Raw genomic sequence first — 14,754 nt, 5'->3', positions numbered from 1 at the left:
AATCATCATCTGTCTGCCTCAATTGCCAATGCTTCCTGGGGAACTTTAATCAGTCAGCTTAAATATAAATGTGCATGGTATGGCAAAAAATTAATTATCATAGACCCTAAAAATACCAGTCGTATTTGTCATGAATGCAAACAAAAAAATCACGAGTTTGACAGCCTTTCTCAGTCAGAATGGCTAGCTGCTCGTGAATGGGACTGTCCTAATTGTCATGCGCATCTCGATAGAGATGTAAACGCAGCTAAAAATATCTTGGCTAAAGGATTAGAAACTCTGGCTTAATAATAAACAGGTGTGGAACGTACCTTGGTAAAATAACGGTGACCTCTACCAACTTAGTGAAGAACTAGACTGGCAAGTTTGCCGTGTTCCCAGAATTCCCAACTTCAAACCGTTAAAAAACGAAGTTTCAGGTTAAGTTGGGGTAGCTCAAATAAAAACAAAAACAGCCATGCAAATCTGCATGACTGAAGTAATATCCATTATTTTTTCAAATTACTGATTGAAAACCGACTGGCAATGCCGAATCTTGCAAATTCTTTTTAGTAAAGTTCAAGATATTGCTGACGCTCCCATTCAGAAACTTCTTGGCGATATGCAGCCCATTCAAGACGCTTTGCTTCAACGAAGTTAGAATACAAGTGCGGACCCATGGCCTTCTTGATAACTTCATCAGACGTCAATTCCTTCAAAGCATTATGAAGCGTTGAAGGAAGATCAACGATGCCATTTGCCTTGCGTTCATCGTCATCCATTGCATAGATGTTGCGGTCGATTGCCTTTGGTGCTTCAATCTTGTTCTTCAAGCCATCCAAGCCGGCTGCAAGAATTGTCGCAACCGCCAAATATGGATTGGCCGAAGGATCAACGCTGCGAAGCTCCAAACGTGTTGACAATCCGCGAGCAATCGGAACACGAACCAACGGTGAACGGTTGTGTCCGGACCATGCAACGTAAACAGGTGCTTCATAACCAGGAACCAGACGCTTATAAGAGTTGACCGTCGGATTCGTAACAGCCGTAAAGCTGCGTGCATGCTTCAACAAGCCGCCCAAGAAGTACTTAGCATTTTGTGACAACTGGTCTTCTCCGTTTTCATCAAAGAACGCATTGCCGTCCTTTGTAAACAATGACATGTTCATATGCATGCCGGAACCGTTGATGCGATCAAGCGGCTTTGGCATGAACGTTGCGTGCAAACCATGCTTGCGCGCAACTGTTTTGACAACAAGCTTAAATGTTTGGATGTTGTCGCAAGCATGCAAAGCATCAGCGTACTTGAAGTCAACTTCATGCTGACCAGGCGCAACTTCGTGGTGAGAAGCTTCAACGTCAAAACCGAGTTTTTCAAGTTCAAGAACGATGTCGCGACGGCAGTTTTCACCCAAATCAACAGGTGCCAAATCGAAGTAGCTGCCTTGGTCATTCAAATGTGTCGTTGGCTTGCCGGTTTCAGGATCAATCTTAAACAGGAAGAATTCTGGTTCAGGCCCGATATTGAAATCAGTAAAGCCCATTTCCTTCATTTCATCAAGAATATGCATCAATTGGTTACGAGGATCGCCCATAAACGGCGTGCGATCTGCATTATAAACTTCACAGATGACGCGAGCAATCTTGCCATTGTGTCCGTTATCCCATGGAAAGACCATCCATGTCGAAAGATCTGGATAAAGCCACATGTCACTTTCTTCAATACGAACGAAACCATCAATTGATGAACCGTCAAACATCAGCTTGTTGTCAAGCAGCTTGTCTAATTGACTGATAGGGACTTCAACGTTCTTGATCGTGCCATACAAATCAGTGAACATCAAACGCAGAAATTGAACGTTTTCTTCTTTAACAATACGACGAATATCGTCTTTTGTGTAGCTAGGTTTTGCCATGTCGGTTTGCTCCTTGTAAGTGTATTAGAGGGTACGATTGCGGAAAGTAAACTGATCTTCTTTCTTCAAACCGCCAACCGAAAGAAACTCATCTCTCAAAATCCGGCGAACATCAGCATCCGTCAAAGGCTGTTCCATGCGTGCCTTTTTTTCTGCTTCTTCTTTCGCCTTTTCTTCGTAAATGTGCTTTATGCCGGCCATGTTTATGCCTTCAGTCAAGTAATCCTTGATTTCAAGCAAAGTATCGATATCATTTAAAGAGTACATCCGGCGATTGCCTTCGTTGCGTTCAGGAATCACCAAACCCTGCTCTTCATAATATCTGATTTGACGTGCTGAAAGACTCGTCAACTTCATGACCGTTCCAATCGGAAGAACGGCTAAAGAACGTCTCAGTTCTTTTTCTTTCATATCCATCCTCCTTAAAAATTACAAGTTTATGATAACAACTTAATGCGCCCTTGTCAACCCTTTAATGTTACTTTTTATAACATGAATGTAATTACTTGTAAAAAGTTTCAAAAGCAGCCTCAGTAATCGCATTTTTTACGTGCTCATACGACAAACCGCCCTGAATATACAAACAATACGGTTCACGAAGCGGACCATCAGACGAAAGCTCAATCGTCGATCCTTCCGTAAAGCTGCCGGATGCCATGATTATCTCGTCTTCATAACCATCCATGTAACTCGGAACCGGATCAACGAATGCATTCATAGCTGAATTATGCTGAATTGCAGCGCAAAACTTGATCATCGGCTCTCGCGCCCCAAACGTAATCGTTTGAACCAGATCCGTGCGCGGAGCATCCCACTTCGGAGAAACGTCCATGCCAAGTTTTTCCAATAAGGCAGCAGCGTAAATCGAGCCCTTGATTGCTTGTCCCGTCGTATGCGGAGCCATAAAAAATCCTTGATAAAAATCTCTTAAATATGCATACGTCGGTCCTTCAGACTTGCCTGAGCCGGGAGCAATCAAATGCGCTGCGCATTTAGCAATCAAATCCTTACGGCCGACAATAAATGCCCCGCCCTTGACGATGCCCGCCCCTGCATTTTTAAAGAGGGATCCTGCCAATAAATCAGCTCCAAAGAAAGTCGGCTCTTCAGTTTCAGAAAATTCGCCGTAACAATTGTCGACAAAAATGATTGCTTTGGGAGCGCGCTCTTTGATGAATGCAATCATCCGCTTGATCTTTTCAATCGTAAAGCTGTCCCTCGTAGCATATCCTCGTGATCGTTGCAGCGCGATTACCTTGACGTCCGGATGTTCTTCAAGAAATTTTCCGCAGCTTTCATAGTCAACTTCACCGTTTTCAAGCAACGGCGTGTATTCAAAATGCATATCGTATTCTTTGAACGTTCCGGGATTGTCTCCGGCAATGCCAATCACTTCCTGGATCGTATCATAAGGCATTCCGGTCATATAATAAAGCGTATCTCCCGGACGCATAACGCCAAAAAGACATGTCTTGATTGCATGAGTTCCGGAAACGATCTGCGGTCTTACCAACGCATCTTCCGTCTTAAAATACTCGGCAAAAATTTTTTCAAGCTTGTCACGACCGACGTCATCGTATCCGTAACCGGTCGAACCGACCAAATCTTCTTCAGCAACGCGATGTTTTCGGTAAAGTTCCAAAACACGCTGCTGATTGTACAATTCCTGTTCCGTGATTTCGTTCAAACGACCCGAAATCATCTCATCAACTTCGGCAATCTTTTCCTGCAAATCTTTTGGAAATTTATCTTTCCATGAATTCATTACATTCACCTTTCCTTATTGAGCAGCCAATCATCAACGACTGCACATATATTCTTAATTTGCTCAGGGTGCTGCACCAAATCAAACCAGACGACGTCCATCTTGTTTCTGAACCATGTCAGCTGACGCTTAGCATAGTGACGCGAATTCTTCTTAACAAGATCGACAGATTCTTCCAACGTGATTTCACCGGCAAAATAAGGGTAAAATTCCTTATATCCGATTCCTTTGCCGGCAGGAAGCAAAGATCCCCCTGCTTCGTACAGACTTCTTGCTTCTTTTTCCAAGCCTCGTTTCATCATCAAGTCGACGCGCTGATTGATTCTTTCATAAAGCAGCGTTCTGTCGGTCGTCAACCCGATTATCAAAGCATCAAATTCGCCGTCTTGAACATCGTTTTGTTCCGAAAATTTCTTGCCCGTCTTTTCGTAAACCTCCAACGCCCTGACGACGCGCACTTCATTTCCGACCGGAATTTTTGCAGCAGCAATCGGATCAACTTCGTTCAATTTGTTCCACAGTGCTTGACGTCCATGATTTTCAGCATAGTCATGCCATTTGGCTCTTTCTTTTTCATCCGCTGAATATTCGTCTTGCCCCAATTTGAATCCGTCCAACAAAGCCTGAACGTAAAATCCTGTACCGCCCGCAAGCAGCGGAAGCTTTTTTCGTTTTGAAATTTCTTGGCAGCTTTCTTTGCATCGTAAAATAAAATCGGCGCATGAAAAACGCTCGGACGGATCCAAAATATCAATCAAATGATGTTTTATGCCCTGCATTTCATCAGGCATCACCTTTGCCGTTCCGATATCAAGCGTTCGATAAACTTGCATCGAATCTCCCGAAATGACTTCGCCTTGATATCTTTTGGCCAACTCGATTGAAAGAGCTGTTTTTCCCACCGCCGTAGGTCCGACGATCGAAAGAAGCTTTTGTTTCATCAGAACTCTCCTTTGCAATATTTCTGAGCAACTCACAACAACCATTTTACAACATTTCACAAATTATTTCTTCTGTCAGAAGCAATTATAATTTTGAGTGATTTAACTGGAATTTTTTACGAGTTTCGTTCATAATAGTAGTAAATAAAACAAGGGAGGAATCACCCATGAAATCATTTGGCAAGGGGTTCGTTTTCGGCACCATTGCTACGATCAGTGCAGTCGCAGGTTGCGTCTATGCATTCAAAAAGACCGTTGTCGAACCAATCGAGGAACGCGAAGCAATTTTAGACGAACATCGCAAGCGCGCAATGCGCAAGCGTCGTTCTGCTCACCAAAACTAAAAAATTAAAAAGCGAGCGGCCAAAATCCCGCTCGCTTTTTTTATTTGTCAGAAGAAACTTTCGTTCCCTTCTTTTTGCCTTCCCATGCAGAATAGCCGCCCTTGAGAATATACACTTCTTTAAAGCCCTCTTTTTTGAGCTTTGAAGATACTTTGATCGGATATTGCACGCCCTCATCATATAAATAAACAGGCATGTCTTTTCTCAAAGCATCTTTATACATCTTGAATTGCATAAAAGGCATGTTGCGCGCTCCAAGCATATGGTCTTTTTTAAACTTGTTCTCATCGCGCAAATCAACCACCTGCCCACGATGGATGCCCTTTGCGAATTTCTCACCGTCAATCACGTTGCCGGAAATTTTAGAACGAACAAACCAATAAAGCTGCGTTCCGATCATCAAGACAAGAATTGTGATCAAAACGATGTTGATATAGAAAAATACCGAATGCGCCGCGCCTAACATTAAATTCACGATTAATCCCTCTTTCCAGATTCCTAGACTAAAAAAGCGTCTAATATAATATCAGCATATTATGATGATAAAATCAAGTCTATGATACAAAAAATCCCCGCTACATTTCTGCAACGGGGATGATGCAAATGCGTTTTGTCCTAATCTTTAAATTTAAGCGCAAGAGAAGCTGCACCGATTACGCCGGCATCGTTGCCAAGACGTGCCAATTTGATCTTTGTCGTGTTGCGAATCGTTGGAAAAGCATATTGCTTGAAATATTTGGCGACTTGTTCCAATAAGAAGTTTCCGGCAGCAGATACACCACCACCGATGACGATATATTCCGGATGCAAAATGCTGCTGATATTTGCGCATGCAAGCCCGAGGTAGCGACAAACGCGATCAACGACTTTGACAGCCAAGACATCGTCTTCTTTAGCCAAATCAAAAACCATCTTCGACGTAACGTCATCACCATTGTCAACGGAATCTTTAAGTGCAGACTTTCCAGCGAATTCTTCTGCCATATCGCGCGCAACGCGAACAACGCCTGTTGCTGACGCATATGTTTCAAGACATCCACGATTTCCGCAAGTGCAAAGATATCCGCCAGGTTCAACGTTAACGTGACCCACTTCACCAGCAGCTCCCATACCGTGAAGAAGCTTCCCGTCAGCGATGATGCCGCCGCCAACGCCAGTTCCTAAAGTAATAAAAGCAACATTGGCCGCATTTTCGCCGGCACCTTTCCATTGTTCGCCCAAAGCTGCAACGTTGGCATCGTTGTCGAGGGCAAAAGCAATGCCAGTGCCTTTTTCTACTTCATCTTTAACGTTTTGCAACGTTTTCCAGTTTAAATTATAAGCACCGATAACAGTTCCCTTTTCAACGTCAACCGTCCCGGGAGTTCCCATTCCGATGCCGATAAACTGTTCCGGCTTCATTTCATACAAATCAAGATGATGGTTGATTGATTCGATAATATCAGGAACGATATGTGAACCTTCATCTAAAATATCAGTCTTGATGCTCCATTTTTGCTGAACCTCGCCATCTTGCGTCAAAATCGCAAATTTGATTGTCGTCCCGCCAAGGTCAACACCGATAAGTTTCTTATCCATTACACTTCATCCTCCATTATGTTCTTTTTCGTCCTTTCACGTTTTTCCTCGTAACGATGCTCTCTTTCTAAAACAAGCTTCGCGCTAAGAAAAGTTTTTTGGTCGATTGCCTGGGCTTTGTATAAATTATCCAATTCCAAAGCCATCAGCTCAATATCCCAAAGTCTTTTTCCAACATAGACAAATATTCCAAAACGTTTAAGCAACTGTTGGACATCGTACAAAGTCTTCATAAAAGTCCTCCGAAAATAATTATACTTTAAAATACTAATAAACGAAACCCGATTTGAATATAACAAACAAAAACATTAAAATTGCTATTGCACAGATGACTCGTTTACCCACCGGGATTTCTCCAAGTTTCGGAGCTCCGATGACGTATCCGAACAAAAAGCCGCTGAGCAACCCGCCGATATGACCCCAAATATCGATTCCACTGCTGAAAAAATCAAAGAAAATATTCAAAACGACCAACAGTAAAAACTGGCGCGCCATTATCTTAATGTAGGCATTGTTTCTGAACGACTCTCCAAGCATCAAATATGCACCGAATAATCCGAACAACGCAGTGCTGGCTCCGGCAGACAAGCCATTCGTCAAAGAATAGCTTGCCGCATCCCCGCAAATTCCGCTCACGAGATATAAAACAGCAAAACGAACCGAACCAAGAATCGGTTCAAGCGAAGCACCGATAAAATACAGCGTCAGCATATTCAATGCCAAATGCTCCAGACCGATGTGCAGGAACATCGCTGTCAGCAACCGCCAATACTCGCCATTGGAAACATACGGTGCGAAATTTGCTCCGAATCGAACCAAAACGCCAGGATTCTGACTTCCGCCGGCAAAGGTCATCAGCAGGTAGATTGCAACGTTGATCCCGATCAAAACACAGGTTACCGGAAAATTTTTAAACTTGTAATTCATTGAGCCAATTCCTTTCTTGAACCATTATGGTTTCAAAACTTTTTGAACTGCGATGTCAAACTTGTCTTCTCCCCATTCAGGTCTTTCGTACAACCTTGAACTATCAGCCAATGCAATCGTATTTCCGCGATATCCGCTCAAATAGCGATCATAAAAGCCTCCGCCATATCCGAGTCTTTGTCCTTTGAGAGTAAACGCAACTCCCGGAACGACAATCAAGTCTATTTTATCACGGGACACGGATTTCGTTTCATCTTTTGGCTCTAAAACTCCAAAAGAAGTTAATTCGTATTCGCTTTCCGGAACGATTTCAAAGAATTCCATTTTTCTGCCTGGAAACGTTTTTGGCACTACGACCTTCTTTTTGTCTGCCCATGCCAAGGATATCAAAGGCTTGGTATCAATTTCAATTTCGGTGCTGATCGTCAAAGCAACCGTCCTTGCGTTTTTCCAACTGCTTTCTGCGCAAAGCTTAGAGTAAAGCATAAATTCTTCTGCTAAATATCCGGCTTCTTCAACATGATGTCTGATTATTTCAATCTGTCTGTTTCTAAAAGTCTTCTTCATTAAAATCAAGTCCTTGTAAGCGGTTATATTAACTAACAAAAAAACAACAGGGTTTTAAGCCTGTTGTTATTTTGTTTCACGATGTAATGTAACCTTGCGATCGCGTGGGCAATACTTCTTAAGCTCAAGGCGATCAGGATTGTTACGCTTGTTCTTATTTGTCAAGTATGTTTGTTCATGACATTCCGTGCATTCCAATGTGATGTTTACGCGCATCTTCAAACCTCCAAACTTACGTATCATTTAACGAATTGCAAAGATGCAACTCCAACGTATAATATCATATCATCTTTTCGGTTTGATTACCAGCATTTTTTCAGTTTTTCGTTAAGTATTTTTACTTGACAGCAAAAATACACTCAATTCGTCACTTTTGCTACTTTAAACCATCACTTGTCTGAACGGTTTTCCAATACGCATCGTAAATTTCTTTAACTGCAGTTGAATTGACGCTGGCAGAACTATCGCTGATATTAGGGAAAGCCACGGCAATTGCAACTTGCGGATTTTTCTTCGGAGCATAGGTGACAAGACTAAGAGTTTCGGTTTCTGCAGTATTATAAAAAGTCTGCGCAGTACCTGACTTGGCGCATACTGCCGGCTTGATGTCCGCAAGCCTCGTCCCCGTTCTGTAGGAACTGGTGCCGTGAACGACCTTCCAGAGACCTTCTTTGACGATGTTCCACTGTGAATCAGTTGCACCAACGACGTTCAAAACGTTCGGCTCAAACTCATACTTAACCTCGCCGAGCGAACCGTCACGATTGGTGGAGCGAATGGATTTAAGCAAATGCGGCTGCAGTCTGTATCCTCCGTTTGCAATCGTTGAAATGTACTGTGCCAGCTGAAGCGTCGTATACGAATCATAGTTGCCAAAAGACAAGTCGAGCGCATTACCGATGTGAGCCTGATTAGCAGGTCCTTCAAAGCCTTTTGCTTCTCCCGGAATGTCAATTCCGGTCTTAACGCCAAGTCCAAATTGCTTGAAATTGGAACGAAGCTTGTCAAAAATCGAATTCGAAAGCGACAGCGCTGACCCGGGAACATAGTTGAATCCGCCTTCCATCATTGCAAGCTTCATCATATACGAGTTTGAAGAAACTTCCAATGCGTCGGATGCCGTCAAAGATATGTTTGCTCCGCCGGTCTTATTGAACCAAGAAGATTTGGTTGCCGTCCCTTTGAGTTTGATCGGCTCGTCCGTCAACGTATTATTTGATGGCGTGATCACGCCGGATTTCAAAGCTCCGAGCACCATTGCACCCTTAACGACGGATCCCATTACATAAGTCTGATTGATTGCTCCAAGGGCGTTGTCGGTAATTTTACCTGTTTTCACGTTACGGCTGACGCCTGCCAAAGCGTAGATGCCGCCGGTGTTCGGATTCATCACTACGGCATAACCACCAGGAGAATAAGGATTGCCTCCGACAATCGATTTGACGCAATCGTTCATGATCTTTTGAACCTTGTTTTGAAAATCGGAATTAATCGTCAATTCGACGTTGTCACCGGCTTTGCCGCCGTATTGCTTGATTTCTTTGACAATTTTGTCATTTCTGGTTTCAACGTTGATGACTTCTTTGGTTCCCTTCAAGACGTTTTCATATTGTGATTCGACATAACTCGAACCAACGCTGTCATTTCGCGAATATCCCTCTGCCAACAGAGTATTGATCATATCGCTCGGAAGGCCTTGCTTTTCAGTCGTAACGGTTCCGATAACGCTTTTGACGGAATCACCGTTAGGATATGAACGCGTCCAGCTTGTTCCGATTTTGATTCCCGGAAGCTCTGAGAGATTTTCGCCAACGACGGCCATTTCATTATCGGTCACGTCTTTTGTCTTGATATAAACAGTCGACAGCGAATAGGCACCGTTCATTTTTGCATAAACGGTTGCTGCTCGCTTTTGGCTGTCAGTTAGTTTCGTTCCAAGTTTGTGTTTCTTGACATAATCCTGTTCCATGTGATACAGCTTGGATGAATTGGTAATTTTGTTTGCATCTTTGATTTGACTTTTGACGAACTTTTCATGCTTTGGATTAGCCAAATAATAGTCTTCCTTATTGGAATCGGACAATTCGCTTGGTTCAATCTCAACATATTTTATCAAGTTATTGGCAATCTTGAACATGTCAGAAGAAGAAATCATCAGCGGCTTGGTATAGGTAATCGCCCTTGAAGTATTGTTTGCCACTAAGATTTTACCGGTCGAATCATAAATCATCCCGCGTTGAACATTTTTTGTTTCGGTCCTTGTGTCACCGCTTTGAGCTTCAGACTCAAAACGTGGTCCAAAAACTATCTGCAAATATGCAAGTTGGACAATCAGAGCCGCAAACAAAATAAAAACGACGAAAAAAAGAAAGTTTAATCTGAAAGGAATATGTGATTTATTTTTCTTATCGTGATTGCTGTTGGCTTTTTTTAAAAAATTCACCGCCAAAAACTCCTATCTTTTCATTATGATGTTCCCATCAGCTTATTATACGCTATTTTAGCAAGTCAGTGAAATATCTGATCTGAAACAATTCATATTCTGCATGTTCCTTTCATTATATGCTAAAATAGCCTATATTAGTTATAAAATTTGAGTAAATTTGCTCAAACTTATCTAATTTTTAAAATTATTTCATATTTATGATTTTAAACATCTTTTTTAGCTTTATGGTGTTATGCTATACGTAATTAATTCGAAGGGAATCGAAATTCATGAAAAAAGAATTCATTAAAAAAAATTATCCGTTATTCATCGGATTCTTCGTTCCTGTCACAATCATGCTTGGATACTTTATCTATCGAGGAATGTATCCATTTGGCAAAAGCAGCCTTTTAACCGTTGATTTGGGACAGCAATACGTCGACTTCTTCGCTGCATATCGCGACACGCTGCTTCACGATCCGACAAAAATCTTTTATTCGTTTTCAAAAGCCATTGGCGGGGAAATGCTCGGAGAATTTGCCTACTATCTCTTAAGTCCGTTCAACTTGATTTTCTTGTTTTTTAAAGGAAAAACGCTCACTGCAGGCATTATGCTCGTCACGCTCTTGAAGTATGGATGTTCCGGCCTTGCAATGGCATGGCTGCTTCAAAAACGAAATAAAAAAACAAGGCTCGTCAATTCATCGCTTGCCATTACATATGCAATGATGGGATGGTTCGTTGCCAACCAATTCAATTTGTTGTGGCTTGATGCTTGCGTCTTTTTGCCGCTGATAATTGTCGGCTTTTATAATCTGATGGAAACTGCAAAACCTGCTTGCTACGTTCTTTTTCTCGGCTTTATGATCATCGTCAACTATTACATGGCTTATATGATCTGCATTTTTTTAGTACTTTTTTTCATCTGGTATGCTTTCGACAACTTCGAAACTCCAAAAATCATGCTTAAAAAAGCCGCAATTTTTGTCGGAAGCTCTTTGCTTGCCGTTGGCGTTGGCTGTTTGACGCTTCTTTCTACTCTTTACACCCTGTCAGTAAGCAAGGGCCAATACATGCAAGAAAAAATCAGTTTTAAGCTTGAATATGACCCGATTAAAATGGTTTCCAAACTGACAATGGGTGCTTTTAATTTCGATCAGCTGCCGTCGGGTCAGCCGAATTTATTTATCTCAAGCTTGGCATTGTTTGCATTTTGTTTGTTCTTCTTTTGCAAAAAAATCAAACTGCGCTCAAGGATTACGGCTTTTCTCATTACCTGTTTTCTCATCTTGTCGATGTGCTTTGAACCGCTTGATTTATTTTGGCATGGGATGCAATTTCCGGTCTGGTATCCGTATCGATTTTCTTTCATTGTCAGTTTTTGGATGATTTTTCTTGCGCATACCGCACTGTCAAAAAGATCTCGTCAAACAAGGGTTTTCTTGACAGTTCCAGGAATTCTGTATGCCGGAGTCATTATTTACGTTGCGATCAACCTTAAAAAATTTAGTTTTGCATCAAAACAGACTTTGATTATTTCAGTCGTTTTTGCCTTGCTGACGCTTATTTTGATGTCACTGACAGACAAATTGTTAGACTTTGATTCAAAAGATTTCCTGCTCTTGATCGTTGTCATTTTTGAAATGAGCATTAATGCCTGTATGTCGCTTAACAATCTTAGCTATTTGACTCAAAAAGAATTTGCCGATCCGACAAAAACGCTGGCTCAAGACAAAAAGGCACTTGATTCTTTGGACAAGTCGCTTTATCGTGTCGCCTCGCTTTATTGTCGCACAAAAAACGACGGTCTTGCACAAAACATGAATTTTGGCTCATATTTCAGTTCCGCACTTGAAAAAAGCATCCCTGACTTTTACGGTCAGATCGGAAATCCTGATGGCGACAACTATGTGGCCTACACGAACGGAACTTTGATTACCGATGGATTGCTTGACATGAAATACTTGATTCAACCAAAAGAATCGGCAGAAATAGAACAGCCAAAAACGGATCTGAACGTCGTCAGCGAGCGTCCCGATGCAGCAGAATACAATCTGGTCAAGGAGACGGAAAGTACGAGAATCTACCGAAATCCTTATTCGGCAAATATTATCTATGCGTCCAACAGATCCTTGCTTAATCAAAAAATTCTTTACAACGATCCAATAAATTATCAGACTTCTTGGCTGAATTCGGCAACTTCGACATGGCCGTCAACGAGATATTTCTATCCTTGCAATTTCAATGAGGTCATCTTCCAAAATACGCCTAAACAGGTAAATTTGACCAATTCATCCTTTAAAAAAATCAAACGCAGCAAGGAAGCCAAAATAATCTTTAAATTTACGCCTAAAACAGACGACTCTTACTATGTTACTCTTGGTCCGTGTCTCAACAGCGATAACGTTACGTGGTACCGCGGAAACCGCTTGTTAAATCATTACGGAACATTCAGACATACGGTCGTCATAAACGTTGCAAACCACGATAAAGGCAATGAAATCGTCCTTACGGCACGTTTTAAAAAGGACAGTCTCTGGCTCAACAACTTTGTTTTATATCAATTGGATACGCAAGCGGTCTTGAATAAGCTGGAACAGATCAGAATCAACAGCTTGACCAGTATGAAAGCAACATCAACTTTAATCAAAGGTAATTTGAGCTTGGACTCAAATCAGATGATGGCAACGACTATTCCTTACAACCAAGGATGGCATTTGACAGTCGATGGAAAATCGACTTCAATCATTAAAATTCAAAATACGTTTATCGGTGCGATGCTTTCTTCCGGAAATCATCGAATCGTTTTAAAATACGTTCCCCCGTATCTCGGCATCGGCTGTATCGTTTCATTACTGTCTTGCAGTCTGCTTATAGTAATTTGCAACTTTTCAAGACTTAAAAAGCGGGGATTCGTCTAATATGTAAAAAACACTCGTCATTCAGGCGAGTGTTTTTTACATATTCAATTTTTTCAAAATAGTATGCATTATCATTTATGCGATACTTCCAGTACGTTTCACAGTGAACGTATCCGCACTTATCGTAAAACTTGATTGCATGCGCGTTCTGTTTCCTGGTTTCAAGCAAAATCCACGGCTTTTGCTTCCAGCTTTTCTATAATCGCACGCCCGATGCCGACGCAATTTTCCTTGGAATATATCCGCTTTATTCCGACAACGTTATCAGAAATCTTTCTTAAAACTTGACGTCCCATCATCCCCAGTAATTTCGATCAAGCTTTGGTTCAGTTCCAAGATAAGGTTGCCTGCATCTTTGCTATTAACGGAAAATTCAATAATCCCAGTCATAATGAACGCTCCCTTTCTTTTATAACCTTTTCTTCTTCGCGAATCAATGGCAAGGAAATCCTAAAAACAGACCCTTGGCCCAGGACGCTTTCAACGGTCATCTTTCCATGGTAGCCCTCAATCAAGCGATGGGCAATGGCAAGTCCCAAACCGTTTCCGCCTTTATCACGGCTACGGGCCTTATCGACACGATAGAATCGATCAAAAATCTTGCTTGCGTTTTCTTGCGAAATTCCCTCACCGAAATCCTGCACTACAATTTGCGCATATCTCGAGGTCTTTGCAAGCGACATATGGACTTCAGGTCGATTTGTTGAATATTTAACGGCATTGTCCATTAAAATTATCAATATTTGTTCCAAGTGATTCCTATATATTTGAACTTTAGTCGCTTCTTTCAAATCACAGTCCATCACAAACGTAAATTCAGGATGAATCATCTTAAAATTGCTGTAGACCTGCATGCCGACTTCCTTGACGTCCGTAACCTCATTTGCAAACTGGATTTCAACTTGTTCAGCCCTTGACAGATCCAACATTTCCTGAACCAAACTTTTCATTCGATTGATTTCTTGTAATGAAGCCTTGATTGAATTATCCAAGACTTTAGGATCATCTTTTCCCCAACGGTTAAGCATTTCCAAATGTCCTTGAATGATGAAGTGCCCTATAATTGTTAGACAAAGTAGTCTAATGATTGTGGGGTATTTTTTATGGCAAAGTACAGTCCGGAACTGAAAGCGGAAATTATTAGTAAATATAATCAGGGAATGGCAACGAGTATCCAATTAGCTCGAGAATACAACCTCAATTCAAGGGTTGTTCGAAGCTGGATTCAAACATATCGACTTCAAGGTAAAATTCGTCATAGTAGAAATAAGAGAATATTTGACACTGATTTTAAACTGGCTGTGATAGACTATTATCAAACACATGAGGTAACCATAGCTGAAGTTGCTGCCAGGTTTGATCTGCTTCCAGGTCAAGTATCCCATTGGAGG

The 14,754-nt window shown here is 41.6% G+C and carries 16 protein-coding genes and 1 pseudogene; 4 read left to right on the top strand and 13 right to left on the bottom strand.

Annotated features, from left to right (window positions below):
- Positions 1-288 (top strand): RNA-guided endonuclease InsQ/TnpB family protein (locus BMZ95_RS09955; RefSeq protein WP_143455011.1); only part of this gene is annotated, 288 nt, incomplete at its 5' end.
- Positions 289-548: 260 nt separating this feature from the next.
- Here BMZ95_RS09955 and glnA read toward each other — a convergent pair.
- The 4 genes from glnA to miaA all read right to left on the bottom strand — a co-directional run bounded on the left by glnA (position 549) and on the right by miaA (position 4,601).
- A complete protein-coding gene (gene glnA / locus BMZ95_RS09950) occupies positions 549-1,895 on the bottom strand; it encodes a type I glutamate--ammonia ligase (RefSeq protein ID WP_046922670.1) in 1,347 nt (448 codons plus the stop codon).
- Between the two features lie 24 nt (positions 1,896-1,919).
- Positions 1,920-2,306 carry a MerR family transcriptional regulator gene (locus tag BMZ95_RS09945; RefSeq protein ID WP_014073669.1) on the bottom strand — a complete coding sequence of 129 codons (387 nt, stop codon included), beginning with the start codon at positions 2,304-2,306 and terminating at the stop codon, positions 1,920-1,922.
- Between the two features lie 91 nt (positions 2,307-2,397).
- Positions 2,398-3,660 carry a methionine gamma-lyase family protein gene (locus BMZ95_RS09940; protein ID WP_014073670.1) on the bottom strand — a complete coding sequence of 421 codons (1,263 nt, stop codon included), beginning with the start codon at positions 3,658-3,660 and terminating at the stop codon, positions 2,398-2,400.
- 5 nt (positions 3,661-3,665) lie between these two features.
- A complete protein-coding gene (gene miaA, locus BMZ95_RS09935; protein WP_046922671.1) occupies positions 3,666-4,601 on the bottom strand; it encodes a tRNA (adenosine(37)-N6)-dimethylallyltransferase MiaA in 936 nt (311 codons plus the stop codon).
- Positions 4,602-4,768: 167 nt separating this feature from the next.
- On the opposite strand from miaA, the gene BMZ95_RS09930 reads away from it, so the two are divergent.
- Entirely contained in the window at positions 4,769-4,945 is a 177-nt protein-coding gene (locus BMZ95_RS09930) for a DUF3042 family protein (RefSeq protein WP_003694261.1), read from the top strand.
- A 40-nt stretch (positions 4,946-4,985) separates the two neighbouring features.
- Here the strand turns inward: BMZ95_RS09930 and BMZ95_RS09925 are convergent, their stop codons facing one another.
- The 7 genes from BMZ95_RS09925 to BMZ95_RS09895 form a co-directional block, all read right to left on the bottom strand.
- Positions 4,986-5,411: a rhodanese-like domain-containing protein gene (locus tag BMZ95_RS09925; protein WP_046922680.1), complete on the bottom strand. Its 426-nt coding sequence runs from the start codon at positions 5,409-5,411 to the stop codon at positions 4,986-4,988.
- A 149-nt stretch (positions 5,412-5,560) separates the two neighbouring features.
- Positions 5,561-6,523 (bottom strand): ROK family glucokinase, encoded by a 963-nt coding sequence (locus BMZ95_RS09920; RefSeq protein WP_014073672.1) that lies wholly within the window; start codon positions 6,521-6,523, stop codon positions 5,561-5,563.
- Positions 6,523-6,756, bottom strand: coding sequence for a YqgQ family protein (locus tag BMZ95_RS09915; RefSeq protein WP_003694266.1), 234 nt, complete (start codon positions 6,754-6,756; stop codon positions 6,523-6,525). Before BMZ95_RS09915 ends, BMZ95_RS09920 begins: the two co-directional genes overlap by 1 nt.
- Before the next feature lie 34 nt (positions 6,757-6,790).
- The gene (locus tag BMZ95_RS09910) at positions 6,791-7,450 is read right to left on the bottom strand and encodes a rhomboid family intramembrane serine protease (protein WP_046922672.1); all 660 of its coding nucleotides are present in this window, start codon (positions 7,448-7,450) and stop codon (positions 6,791-6,793) included.
- A gap of 24 nt (positions 7,451-7,474) precedes the next feature.
- Positions 7,475-8,017, bottom strand: a complete 543-nt coding sequence (locus BMZ95_RS09905) for a 5-formyltetrahydrofolate cyclo-ligase (protein ID WP_046922673.1) — start codon at positions 8,015-8,017, stop codon at positions 7,475-7,477.
- 66 nt (positions 8,018-8,083) lie between these two features.
- The gene (gene rpmG, locus BMZ95_RS09900) at positions 8,084-8,233 is read right to left on the bottom strand and encodes a 50S ribosomal protein L33 (protein WP_004563477.1); all 150 of its coding nucleotides are present in this window, start codon (positions 8,231-8,233) and stop codon (positions 8,084-8,086) included.
- A 160-nt stretch (positions 8,234-8,393) separates the two neighbouring features.
- Positions 8,394-10,460: a peptidoglycan D,D-transpeptidase FtsI family protein gene (locus BMZ95_RS09895; RefSeq protein ID WP_046922681.1), complete on the bottom strand. Its 2,067-nt coding sequence runs from the start codon at positions 10,458-10,460 to the stop codon at positions 8,394-8,396.
- Positions 10,461-10,732: 272 nt separating this feature from the next.
- Here BMZ95_RS09895 and BMZ95_RS09890 point away from each other — a divergent pair, with 272 nt between their 5' ends.
- Positions 10,733-13,363: a YfhO family protein gene (locus BMZ95_RS09890; RefSeq protein ID WP_046922674.1), complete on the top strand. Its 2,631-nt coding sequence runs from the start codon at positions 10,733-10,735 to the stop codon at positions 13,361-13,363.
- Between the two features lie 264 nt (positions 13,364-13,627).
- Here the strand turns inward: BMZ95_RS09890 and BMZ95_RS11620 are convergent, their stop codons facing one another.
- Both BMZ95_RS11620 and BMZ95_RS09885 read right to left on the bottom strand, forming a co-directional pair.
- Positions 13,628-13,753, bottom strand: coding sequence for a hypothetical protein (locus BMZ95_RS11620; RefSeq protein ID WP_263850153.1), 126 nt, complete (start codon positions 13,751-13,753; stop codon positions 13,628-13,630).
- Positions 13,750-14,412 (bottom strand): annotated as a pseudogene (locus tag BMZ95_RS09885) (sensor histidine kinase); the annotation flags it as partial. The pseudogene BMZ95_RS09885 and the gene BMZ95_RS11620, both read right to left, overlap by 4 nt.
- Before the next feature lie 54 nt (positions 14,413-14,466).
- Between BMZ95_RS09885 and BMZ95_RS09880 the strand changes: the two are divergent.
- On the top strand, positions 14,467-14,754 hold a 288-nt coding region (locus BMZ95_RS09880; RefSeq protein ID WP_143455005.1), incomplete at its 3' end, for a helix-turn-helix domain-containing protein.

It is taken from the genome of Ligilactobacillus ruminis DSM 20403 = NBRC 102161 (assembly GCF_900113455.1).
Classification (GTDB): domain Bacteria; phylum Bacillota; class Bacilli; order Lactobacillales; family Lactobacillaceae; genus Ligilactobacillus; species Ligilactobacillus ruminis.
Note: the sequence above shows the minus strand (reverse complement) of the source record. Positions and strands in the feature narration are given on the sequence as shown.